8 protein-coding genes are annotated in these 12,575 nt (G+C 49.5%); all 8 read right to left on the reverse strand.

The window, feature by feature from the left end; all coding sequences use genetic code 11:
- Window positions 1-114 precede the first annotated feature (114 nt).
- A complete protein-coding gene (locus tag QVP67_RS09260) occupies window positions 115-2,646 on the reverse strand; it encodes an alpha-L-arabinofuranosidase C-terminal domain-containing protein (RefSeq protein WP_022163284.1) in 2,532 nt (843 codons plus the stop codon).
- A 134-nt stretch (window positions 2,647-2,780) separates the two neighbouring features.
- On the reverse strand, window positions 2,781-3,944 hold the full coding sequence (locus QVP67_RS09265) for an MORN repeat protein (protein WP_022163285.1): 1,164 nt from the start codon (window positions 3,942-3,944) through the stop codon (window positions 2,781-2,783).
- A gap of 140 nt (window positions 3,945-4,084) precedes the next feature.
- On the reverse strand, window positions 4,085-5,374 hold the full coding sequence (locus QVP67_RS09270; RefSeq protein ID WP_022163286.1) for a M16 family metallopeptidase: 1,290 nt from the start codon (window positions 5,372-5,374) through the stop codon (window positions 4,085-4,087).
- Window positions 5,368-6,120 (reverse strand): 3-deoxy-manno-octulosonate cytidylyltransferase, encoded by a 753-nt coding sequence (gene kdsB, locus QVP67_RS09275; protein WP_022163287.1) that lies wholly within the window; start codon window positions 6,118-6,120, stop codon window positions 5,368-5,370. The genes QVP67_RS09270 and kdsB overlap by 7 nt, the downstream gene beginning before the upstream one ends.
- A gap of 262 nt (window positions 6,121-6,382) precedes the next feature.
- Window positions 6,383-6,751 carry a 2-amino-4-hydroxy-6-hydroxymethyldihydropteridine diphosphokinase gene (locus tag QVP67_RS09280; RefSeq protein ID WP_022163288.1) on the reverse strand — a complete coding sequence of 123 codons (369 nt, stop codon included), beginning with the start codon at window positions 6,749-6,751 and terminating at the stop codon, window positions 6,383-6,385.
- Window positions 6,752-6,846: 95 nt separating this feature from the next.
- Window positions 6,847-9,174: a transglycosylase domain-containing protein gene (locus QVP67_RS09285; RefSeq protein ID WP_022163289.1), complete on the reverse strand. Its 2,328-nt coding sequence runs from the start codon at window positions 9,172-9,174 to the stop codon at window positions 6,847-6,849.
- Between the two features lie 178 nt (window positions 9,175-9,352).
- A complete protein-coding gene (locus QVP67_RS09290; RefSeq protein WP_022163290.1) occupies window positions 9,353-10,141 on the reverse strand; it encodes a YjbH domain-containing protein in 789 nt (262 codons plus the stop codon).
- A gap of 175 nt (window positions 10,142-10,316) precedes the next feature.
- Window positions 10,317-12,575, reverse strand: a 2,259-nt coding sequence (locus tag QVP67_RS09295; protein ID WP_288180072.1) for an SLBB domain-containing protein, incomplete at its 5' end; no start/stop codon positions are given.

Here is a 12,575-nt window from a genome sequence, read left to right on the forward strand (position 1 = left end):
AATACCTGTAGTTGGCCGAATACTTACGATAAAAAAAGGGTGTGCAAAATAAAGAATTCATTTCCTTAATTGCACACCCTCTTTATTATTCTATATAGCGCCTACAGCACATGTTTATTTTTTCTTCATCCGGAGTATTGTGAATGAATTAGGCTTGAACTCGTATACAAACGATGACGAGAAGCCGTTATACTCTGTCTCAACCGGCGAAATCTTCAACGGTTCTTCAAAGCTGTTTTCCTCTTCCAGCGAAGTACTGCTCAATGTGATGACACGTCCTTTCGAAGCTACCTCACCGCCTTTCAGATTGATGCGGGTTACGCAAGGAGTTTCCGAAGCATTGACTACCTTTACAATCACCTCACCTGCCTGTTCGTCGTATCCGGCTACGTGGAACTTGCGGTTCACCGGCTTGTTGACATGTGCCAGCATCAGTTTACCGTCTACATAGTAGTCGGCTCCCATTTCCTTCAGCACAATCTTCACCTGATACCACTTATCATTTTCCACCTTATCGTTCACCTTGTCCGACAGTACACTGCTACCATTGTTCTTCACAGTTTCAATGGCAGTCGAAGTATTGCCCCATCCGCCGGCGTTCAGCATATATCCGTCTTTCAGGTTCGGTTCTTTCATGCCGAAGTAAGCAAAGAATCCTTCATCGCCCGACAGTTTGTTTACTTCAAACTCTATCACATCACCGGCTCCGGCCTTTGCCTTGTTCCAGAACAGGGCCGTGCGGGTTTCATTGCTGCTCTGTGCATATACACCCTGTTCAGCTTTCCATTCTCCGCTTACTGCTGTCCATTGAGAAGCGTCGTTCATATCAGCTTCGGTCTTCACACCGGTACTGTCAGTCACAGAAAGATTACGGAACTGTACCTGCGTGCTCCAGCTACCAAAACCTACATATCCTTTTTCACGGATCATCGGTTCGGTCACCTCCCACAACAGTTCCGACTTGGTCGGCAGATTATATGTAGGTTTGTTATCGGCAAACATCTTCTGTACATAGTATGACGAACGTCCCACTACCTGACTGTTGCTTATCCAGATCAGATTGGTAGCCCAGCAGCGGTCGTTCTTGTTCTCGAACAACGGAGCATACGAAGCCATGGTCACCAGGTCGCTGTTCCGTTCCATGCCAGTGATAAAGGCAGCTTCGCTCAGTGCTGCCAGCATGTTACCGCCACCTACACCCTGGTTGCAGGCATATTCTCCTACATATACCTTGTATTTGCCACGCTCATGATTGTCGAAGATATGAGTGTTATTGAAGAAAAAGTCGGGAGCCACATACCAGTGCGGATCGATCATATCGGTCTTACGAGCTTGGCCCAGACCACCCAGTCCGTGATTCGAGATCAGTGTCAGTTCCGGATATTTGGCCTTTATGGCATCGTAAAACATGTTGAAACGGCTGTCGTACAGGCTTCCCCAGTTCTCGTTACCTATTTCCACATAAGCCAGCGGATATGGTTCCGGATGCCCTTCCTTGGCACGCAGGGCTCCCCATTCGGTGTCCGTACCGCCGATCGCATACTCAATGGCATCCAATGCATCCTGCAGATAGCCCTCAGCCTCCTTGTCCGAGCAGGCTTCTCCCGAACGGTATTGACAGGCCAGTCCGACATTGCACACATACATGCCTTTGGCTCCTACATCCTCACAGAAATCCAGGAATTCCTTGTAACCGAAACCATAGCTGTTATGATACCCCCATGTATCATACTCACCCGGACGTGCTGCCGGATCACCCAACGTCTTTTTCCACTGCACGCGATTGTTCAGCGTGATGCCTTCTACGATGCAGCCGCCCGGCCAGCGTATAAAGGCAGGCTTCAGCCCTTCTATCACTTCTGCCACATCCTTACGTATGCCGTTCTCCCGACCTTTATAGGTGTCTTTCGGGAACAGTGAGACATAGTCAAAGTAGTACACGCCATTCTCCGGCAGTTCGATGGCCAACCGGCCGGCAGTAGTTGTGTCCATAGCCTGTATTTCGGCTTTGTATTCCTGCCATTTGTTGTCGTTCTTCAGTGTCAGTACAGCCTTACCCAGCTCTTTGTCGGCCGGTCCCAGCAGACGTACCGTCATCTCTTTCGCATCGCTGCTGCTGCGCATGAACATGCGCAACCGGTAAGTTGCGTCTTTCTGCAAAGCCAGTCCCCAGTATCCTTTGTTTATCAGGGCCACTCCGTTTCCTTTCTCCGAGACGTTCACCTTCATCGAATTGGGAGCAGCAGCAAAGTTCGGCTGCTCTGTCGTCAGCCCCATTTCGGCACGGGCGGCTTCGGCCACACTCAATTCCCATCCCGGATAAGGATCGCTTCCCCACCGGTACCGTCCGGATGTAGGCTGTCCGTTCGAATGATGGATCAGGGTCGGTGCCACCAGTTCATTGTTTTCTACCTTGTAACCTTCTGGAATAACCCGTTCTTCAAAACTGCGGTTCATCAGCATTTCGCCATAGAGTCCACCGTCTCCGGCATGGTTGATCTCTTCAAAAAAGATACCGTACATGGAAGCCGGCACATCCGCTCCCCGGGTGTTCATGTCTACTTCAAGCACCATTTGCGGATTAGGCGACTGGCACGACGAAATGCCAAGGGCCAGAACCGCAGCATACAGAAATTGCTTTTTCATGATAAATAATTTAAGTTGTTTGTGATAGATATAAATAATAGATGTGTGTTTTCAGCTATATATCTGTTCAGTAGATGTCGTCGCATATCCGCAAATCGGCATTTGCGGCAACGTGTTTTTCATAGGAGGCTCCTTTATTTCTGAGCCTCCAGTCTTCCCATTGAGTAAGTACCTTTCCGGATTATCTTTCCGTCCTTGTCCGTTTCTACAAAGGGACCGTGCTTTTTTCCCTGTTTGAAGAAGCCTTCAAAGCGTACACCGTTCTTGTCTGTCTGTACTCCGCTTCCTTCCTCCAGTCCGTTCACGAAACCGCCTTTATACACCGTTCCGTCGGTCTGAATCAGCGTTCCCTGTCCGTCGAATTTATTGTTTTTCCATTCGCCCTCGTACGAGTCACCCACGTTCCACTTGTATGTACCGCGTCCGTTTCGTTCGTTGTTTTTCCATTCCCCTTCGTACACGGCTCCGTTGGCCCAGGTAAATGTTCCCTGTCCGTCCTGCATACCGTTTTTAAAGCTGCCCACGTACTTGTTACCGTTGGCATAATAGTAAATGCCCGATCCCGTACGTTCACCTTCTACATAGGTACCTTCGTATCTGTCACCGGTATGGAAGAAGTAAATACCTTTTCCGTCCTGCATGTCTTCCGACCAGTCACCTACGTATTTGTCTCCGTTGGTATATTCGAATGTTCCCGTTCCCTGACGGACATCGTTTTTCCACTGTCCTTCGTATTTGCTGCCGTCGTTCCACACAAAAGTGCCTTCACCGTCTTTCTTGTCATTCTTCCACGAACCGGTGTATTTCGAACCGTTCTTCCAGGTATATGTTCCCTGACCTTCCCGTTTGTCGTTCACCCAGTCACCTTCGTACACATCGCCGGTATAGTAATACATCGTACCCTTTCCGTGCTGGTAATCCTGGTACCACATACCGTCGTAACGGTTATTGTTCATAAAATAGTAGATTCCTTTTCCGTGCTGCTGGTCCTGATACCATTGTCCTTCATACTTTTCTCCGTCCGGAAATACATAGACACCATATCCTTCCCGTTTCCCTTTTACGTATTCCCCTTCATAGACATCCCCGTTCTTGAACACGGTCTTTCCCTTTCCGTTTGGTTTGCGGCCTTTCATTTCGCCCGTATACACCGATCCGTCCTTAAACGTATAAGTACCGATTCTGATTTCCGAGGAGAAGGTATTTTTTATCTTATCGAAGAAACTTTCTTTTTCCTGTGCCCATACCGTTCCTTGCGACAGACATAGCAGGAACAATGCTGTATATAAATATTTCATTGACAAATTCTATATTAGTTTATATTATGACCGGCTCAGTATGCCGTGCGTTGTTTGCCTGCTTACGCAACCTGCAGGCGTGCTTCTATCTCGGACAAAGATACAATTTATCTTTCAAAGCAGGGCAGTGTCTTTCGGTTTTATGATTTTTTTTTGCCCACAACCACTTCTTTTAAATTCTCTTTACACAAGTATTTCCGGGCCAGTTCGCGAATTTCTGACGGTGTCACCTCCTTTGTCTCCTCCAGCATCCGGCTGTAATAATCGTTCTCCATACCTGCCACCCGGGCATATATCCATGCGTCGGCCAGCGAGAATGCCGATTCGTAACTGCGGCACATTTCTCCCAGCATATAGTTCTTCACCATCGTCAGTTCTTCTTCCGCCACCAGCTCGTTCTGCAGCCGGTCAATCTCGTGATATACTTCCTGTATCAGAGGTTCTACCGTCTCATTGGCAGTTTCGGCACTGATCACCAGCATGCCACATCCCGGATACGGCACAGTGTATGCCGAAATGTTGTATGTATATCCCTTTTCCTCCCGGATATTCGACATCAGCCTGCTTCCGAAATATCCGCCCAACAGCGTCACCAGCACCCTGGTCTTCAAGAAGTCCGGATGTTTGTGTTCCAGCGTAAGCATTCCCATCCGCACGGCACTCTGCAAAGCGTCTGTCCGTTCCGTGAAAAAGCGTTTCCCTTCACAGCTTTCCGGTGCAAAAACCTTTTTCTCCGGCACCACAAATCCTTCTCCGAAAGGTGCGCTGCCGAAAACCTGTTCTATTCTGTCCAGGCACTCATCCGTCACTTTGCCCGACAAGTATATCGTACAGTTGCGCGAATGATAATAGCGGTTATAGAAAGCACGCAGCACCTCCGGCGAAATATGGCGGTAATCTTCTTCCTCCACCACCTGTCCCAGCACGTCGCGTGTGCCCAGCACTGCTTTCATCAGCGAGCGGTGAGCCAGATAGTCCACTTTCGACATATTCACCAGAAACTGCCGCAGGTTGTTTTCCACCACAATACCCAGTTCCTTTTCCGGAAACGCAGGCTCTTTGATGATTGCCTCCATCACCTCCAGGGTCTGCGGCAGGTATTTGTTCAGCGAATAAAGAGTTACATAAGAATACTCCATGCCATTCGACAGCTCCAGCCATGCTCCATAGTAGTCCAGCTTTTCTGCAATTTCGGCTGTTGTCATCCGCTTCGTACCTTCACGCAGCATCCTGTTGGTAAACAGCGCCTGCAAAGGCTGTGTCTGTCGCCACAGTCCTCCTGCCACCATCACGTCAATGCGTATCACTTCGTTGTCACCGGCATCCAGCACATTCAGTTCTACGCCGTTGGGCATTATTCTGCATACCGGTTCCTGAATGTTCAAGTGTTCCGGACGGCATATCGGAGGTTGTACGTTTCTGTTCAGCATTGTTTCTTCAAGAACTCTTCCGCCCTTTCCAGATCCTGTGGCGTATCAATACCTATTGTTTCCACATTCGTAATACCCGCCTTGATGGTATAGCCGTTTTCCAGCCACCGAAGCTGTTCCAGCGACTCGGCCACTTCCAGCAACGACTGCGGCAAAGCCGTAATCTCTTTCAGCACTTCTGCCCGGTAGGCATACAGACCGATATGTTTGTAGTAGACATGATTCTTCAGCCAGTCCTTCTTCTCCGCATTCCGCTGATAAGGTATAATCGAACGGCTGAAGTACAACGCATTCATATTCTTTCCAAGTACCACTTTCGGCGAATTGACATTCTCCAGTGCCTCCCAGCCGTCTTCCACCGTAAAGGGCTTTACCAATGTAGCAATCTGTGTCTTCGGATCGTCAAAACAGGCTTTCACCGTTTCCAGTTGCGAAGGCTGGATGAACGGTTCGTCACCCTGAATGTTCACTACCACGTCAAAGTCTCCGCCTATCTTGGTATAGGCTTCGAAGCAACGGTCGGTGCCACTCTTATGGTGGACCGAAGTCATCACTACCTTGCCGCCAAAAGCCTTTACCGCAGCTTCAATCCGTTCGTCATCCGTAGCCACCCAGGCGTCATCCAATACACCTGCTACCTGTTCGTAAACACGCTGTATAACGGTTTTCCCACCCAGCATTGCCAATGGCTTGGCCGGAAAACGTGTCGACGCATAACGCGCCGGTATAATTCCTAAAAACTTCATAAACAAAATATATTTAAGTCTCGCAAATACTCAACTTGTCAGTAGACAAGACCACAGTCAACAAGTCTACAAGGCCGGAACATCCTGCTTGATGAGATACCGCTTGGAACAGATCGCTACAAACACCTTGTCAACTCGTCAACTATGAAGTGGGAAGGAATTTAATGAAGAATGAAAAATGAAGAATAACACTAACCTATTTACCATTAACCATTAATCATTAACCATTTATCACCATTCCTTTTTTATTTCGTATCGCCACTCAACGCTCCAGTTGCGACAGCCCTCTCCGCACATATTCCCTTTGCATATCTTCCGGTTTGAAGACTGTCGTATCGCATGCCAGCAAGTCTATATCCAGCCGGATGATCTCCCGAGCTTTTTCTTCCGGTTTCCGTCCCGCCTCCCGCTCTATCGCCTTCAGCAAGGCATTCACCTCCTCTGCCGGACAGTCCGACCGAAAACGTGCCACCTGATTGGCAAACGGCGCCGTCCGCTTGCAACACAGCGGTTTCGTCTCCTCCTCTTCCGCAAAGCAGATGTCCGGAAACAGTTCTTTCAGCCGCCTGCGTGCCAAGGCCAGGTTGTCCTTTTGCTGCTCATTACTCCCTATGCAAATCGTATAAACCAAGGCTGTCACGTATCATTTAAAAGCAACTGACATATTCCTTTTCATTCAGGCACGGACTACACGGAAAAACGCGAAAACTTCCGAAACCGGATTCATCAATTAAACAAGTCATCCAGTCCCTGTATCGGTTCGTCCGTTACAGTGCTGTCCGTCGCCTCCGAATCCTTGCAGGGATCATAACCTTCCGGCAGTTGGAATGTCTCCGTTTCGTCATATCCCAACGTCTTGTCGGCATACACCTTCACCATATATTTGGCCCAGATAGGCAATGCCATCGAAGCACCCTGTCCGTAGAACATGCGGTCGAAGTGGATGTCACGGTCCTCACCGCCTACCCAGCAACCCGAAACCAGCGACGGCGTAAATCCCATGAACCATCCGTCCGAGTTGTTGTTCGTTGTACCCGTCTTACCACCCATATCGGCTTTCACGCCCAAGCGGCGTACCCGTCCGCCCGTACCTTCATTGATCACGGCACGCAGCATCACCAGCATCTTGTAAGCACTCGACACACTGATCACCTCCTGCATTTCCGGCGCAAAGGTAGCCAGCACGTTGCCTTCATTATCCTCGATGCGGGTCACAAAGAGCGGTGCCACGCGGATACCTCTGTTCGGGAACGCCGTATAAGCGCTCACCATCTCGCCCACCGAGATTTCGCACGGACCCAGGCAAAGTGCAATCGAAGGCACAATTTCCCTGTTGCGTACGCCGAAGCTGTGCACCAGTCTCTTCAGTTCGTACGGATTCAGCTTACTCATCAGGTTGGCGGTAATCCAGTTGTCCGAGTTGGCAAGTCCCCATTTCAGGGTCACCATCTCGCCATATCGTTTGTTGTTGGCATTTCTCGGCGACCACGGTGTTCCGTTCTCGTCAAACCCGTGGAACTCTACGTGTCTCATCTGGTCGCAGGGCGAGAATCCGTTCTCCATGGCCAGCGCATACACATAAGGCTTCATGGTCGATCCGATCTGTCTGCGTCCCACCATACCCATGTCATACTTGAAGTAGTGATGGTTCGGTCCGCCCACATACGCCTTCACATGTCCGTTTCTCGGATCCATCGACATGAATCCGGCTCTCAGGAAGAATTTGTAATAGCGTATCGAGTCCATCGGCGTCATCACCGTATCTCTTTCCCCGTTCCAGGTGAACACCGTCATTTCCTCCGGCGTATCAAAAGCCTTTCTGATTTCCTTTTCCGACGCGCCCCCCTCTTTCATCTTCCGGTAGCGGTCCGACTGCTTCATGGCTCTGTCCAGAATAGAGTTTACCTGCTCCTGAGTCAGTTCCCGCGTATAAGGAGCCGTCTTCTGTCCCTTCTTCTCCTTGAAGAAGTAATACTGCAACTCTTTCAGATGTTCCGTCACCGCTTCTTCCGCATACTTCTGCATACGCGAGTCGATGGTAGTATAAATCTTCAGACCGTCCGTATAGAGGTTGTATTTCGACCCATCTTTCTTCCGGTTCTTCTCACACCAGCCGAAGAGGGGATTGTTTTCCCAGTCCAGCGAATCCTCGTAATACTTCTGCATCTGCCAGCCGCGATATTCCGAACGCACCGGCTTCTTGGCATTCAGCACACCACGCAGATATTCCCGGAAGTATGTAGCCAATCCCTCGTTATGGTCCACCCGGTGATACGTCAGCTTCAGGGGCAATGCCTGCAGCGAGTCACACTCTTCCTGCGTGATGTATCCAGCCTTGCGCATCTGGTCCAGTACCACATTTCGGCGTCCGCGTGTCCGTTCGTTATACCGCACCGGGTTATACAGCGACGGGTTCTTACACATACCCACCAGCGTAGCCGCCTCTTCTATTTTCAGGTTTTTAGGTTCACACCCGAAGTACGTATAAGCAGCCGTTTTCACACCCACCGCATTGTTCAGGAAGTCAAACTTGTTCAGATACATCGTCAGGATTTCCTCTTTCGTGTAGTAACGTTCCAGCTTCACAGCGATCACCCACTCTATCGGTTTCTGGAACAGACGCTCCATCACGTTGTCCGCGCTGGGCGAATAAAGCTGTTTCGACAGCTGTTGCGTAATCGTACTTCCGCCACCCGCATTCTTCTGCATCAGCACACCACGCTTCAATATCGCGCGAAACAGCGCTTTGGCATCAATTCCCGAGTGTTCGGCAAAGCGCACGTCCTCGGTCGCAATCAGCGCGTTAATGATGTGTGGCGACAAGTCCTGATACCCCACGTACACACGGTTCTCCTTGCTGTACGAGTAAGTACCCAATACCACTCCGTCCTCCGACAGCACTTCGGTGGCAAATTTATAGTTCGGATTTTCCAGGTCTTCCACCGGAGGCATATATCCTATCCAGCCCTTGGCAATGGCGAAAAACACAGCGGCACAAGCCATTATGCCCAATGCCAGCAATATCCAGAGAATTTTTACGATTTTCCTTATCATGACGGATTACAATCTTTCCAAAAAACACCAATATTTAGTCCTTTAGTTTTTTAGTTTGTGAGTTTGAGGATTTTTAAATCACTGTATTACTTCAACTTAAAAACTCAAAAACTCACCAACTCACAAACTCACCAACTCAATGGTACAAAGTTACGCAATAATATGGAGAAAATAAAATCTATCTCCAGTGTTTCCACCGGTTCCCCCCTATCAGGTTCACCTTGTACACCAGTCCCGCCGATACGTACTTCCCGTCTTGCAGTTCGAACAGCAGGTTGAAGTGGTCGCTCCACATCGAGTACGTGAATCCCACATTCACCGTTTTCGAGTCATACTCGGCTATCAGATTCAGTTCCTTATGAAATGCCGGTTTAAAGTTTACCCCCACAGCAGGCCCGTTCAGCGGATAGTCCGTCCGCCTGTTGTACAGCCAGGCAGCATGAACACCCAGCTCCCCTACACGGACATCGAAGTGCTTGGTCATGGCGAGGTACATGCGATTGAAATAGCCGTTACCATTGCCTTCAATAGCCATATCCGTATAGTCAAAGCCTGCACCCGTTGTCGGGTCACTTACCCCCAGTACCACAGCCGGCATGTGTTTCCACCATTCTCCTTCCCGCAGTACCTGGAGCCGGGCTGCAAAATGACGATCCTGATTCACAAACTTTCCGTAAGTAATGGCTGGCCAATAACTGTTTTCTTTTTTTCCCTTCAGTAGGGTACAAACATACGCTATTTCCAGACGTTTAAAAAAAGTTACATTCAGAAAGTAGTTATAACTGTTATATCCCCACCAGAAGTCATTGGGCAAATTGTGTCTGTTCTGGAAATTTCCTCCGATCATTAAAGTACCGTCCCGTTGCATGTCTGCGCTGGGCATGTGCAGCAGCCCGGTCACTCCGTTGGTAAGCTGCGCCTTGCATGTCAATACCCCGAACAGCAGACATATCCATACGGCTGCCATTCTCTTTTTCCGTATACAGTTTTTCTTTCCGGCCATCTTTTTTGCTTAAATTTCCCAGCTATTTATAAAATACAAATGAACGCAGATTTTCGCAAATCTCCATAAACCGATCCCTACCGATTACAAGATTTTGCGAAAATCTGCGTTTCTTCACGTTTCCCGTTTATGGCGAGCCCTACTTAAACAGGCTGACAATCGTTGCCGCCATGGTTGCCAGCGACGAGAACGAAGTGGCATAACCCAGAATGTTTCCAAAGTTTGCTTTGCTCTGCTTCTTGTTCGGCACCACGATCTCGCATCCCGGTTCTATTTGATCCTTTCCGCTTCCTTTCACCTTCGATACCTGTCCATTCATGTAGATGATGAACTTCTTACTCTTCTTGGCATGCTGGCTGTATCCTCCTGCCTGGCTCAAATAGTAGCTGACCTTTTCCCCCTTCCGATACGACACCGTGTTTGGCATCATCACTGCTCCATTAATCTTCACCGTATTCACATATTCCGGAATGTTCAGCACGTCCCCTTCTCTCAACACCAGGTCCGCATCCCCTCCGGGATTTGCCAAAGCCGCCTCCAAGTCTATACCTACCGAGAACAAGCTGTCTACCTGCAGTCCCAATGAGTCTATGGCGTTCTCTCCCAGTTCGCGTCCCATCAGCTTCACCACGTCCTGCATCCGCTTCTTTTCCTCTTCATTCGCCACACGAGTCAGCTTCGCTCCCCGTACGTATGCCGAGTTGGTCACTCCTCCCGCTTTCTTCACCAGGTCGCTTAAGCGTTCTGCTTTCGAAGTCAGCGTATATGTTCCACCGAATATCACCTCCCCCTGTATGGTTACGTTCTGCTGGGTCTGATATCCCGGACTGCGGCGTACAAATACCTGGTCATACGGTTGCAGCACAAATCCCGGCTGTCCGTCAATCACAAATCCGTCTTTCAGTGCAAAACTGAACATCTGTCCGATGCTGTCCGTGCTGTTCACACTCTTCGTATCCTTGATGCGTCTCGACACGTCCACTCGTACTGTTGAAGCCGCTTCTTTCAATCCACCAGCCTGAATAATCAGGTCCTCCAGTGTCATGTTGTCCGCATACGGATATTCATCCGGTTTCGTCACCTCTCCGTAGATGGTCACACTGCCCAGATCCTGCAAATCGTGTATGCTGGGGATGTACAGAACATCATTTTTACGCAGCGGTATGTCTGGTATTGTTCCGTTCATCAACGCCTTCACGTCTACCGACAGAATTTCACTGGTCAGGTCGTCCCGCTGGCGTTGCAGCACAGCCCGGTTAGTGAAAGCATCGTCCATCAGTCCCTGAGCCTTTTCTATCAAAGCCCGCACCGTGTTCACCTTTCCATCCAGCGCATAGATATCCGGGCGATACACCGCACCTTTTATCTCCACTTTGTTTGTAAAGCGGTTCAGGATGGCGCCTACCGTCACCACGTCTCCGTCGCGCAGCTGACACACGCTGTAGTCCATTTCGTCCACCGTCTTCACTTCATATTCCATTCCGTTCTGGCGTACCATGCGCACACTCTTGCTGTAAGCGTCCGCGTTGAATCCTCCGGCATACTTGATCAGCGCCGCCAAAGTCTCGTCCTTCTTCATTTCGAATCTCATCGGACGCTTCACGTTTCCGCTCATCTTCACCAACATATCGTATGCCGGCACAATGATTACGTCCCCCTCCTGCAGGCGGATATCATCCTTTATCTTTCCCTGCATGATGAAGTCATACACGTCCACCGATGCGATCTTCTTCCCGTTTCTCACCAGCTGCACGTCACGCAAGCTACCGATGTCGTTCACACCACCAGCCCGATACAGTGCATGAAATACCGTCGAGAATGCCGATAGCGCATACGTACCCGGCTGCACCACTTCACCCATGATATTGATCTGGATAGTCCGTGTATTTCCCAGCGTCACCTGTATCTGATTATTTTCATTCGAAAACACCGTTCCAAGCTTGTTCTTCAGGAATCGGTTCGCTTCTTCCACCGTCATGCCACTCAGGTAAATCGGTCCCAGTTCCTGCATGTTAATTGTTCCGTCCGGCGTAATCGTTTGCCGGATACTGGTTTGGCTAGCCCCCCAGATGTCGATGATTACTTCATCGCCCGGTCCCAGCTGATAGTTGGGCGGTGTCGCCATATTGTTGTTTGGTTCAAACGTCAGGTTCCGGGTATTGAAGATATTTCTTCCAAATACCTGATCCTCCTTTACCAGCTCTTCCTTAGTCGGTTGATTATCTGTCAGTACAGTTGTTTCGTCTTTTATTTCTTCTCTCAGACGTGCTTCATTCAATTCCGTACCCTGCATGTTGACAGAATCCCGTCCCATCTGCTGTTCATACTGTTTCTTGATTCGTTCCGCCTGTCCACGGGTCACTCCTTTTCGGGCCAGTTCCACTGCAATCTGCTTCTG

This window comes from Bacteroides sp. CAG:633, assembly GCF_000435115.1.
In the GTDB taxonomy this organism is placed as follows: Bacteria; Bacteroidota; Bacteroidia; order Bacteroidales; family Bacteroidaceae; genus Bacteroides; species Bacteroides ndongoniae.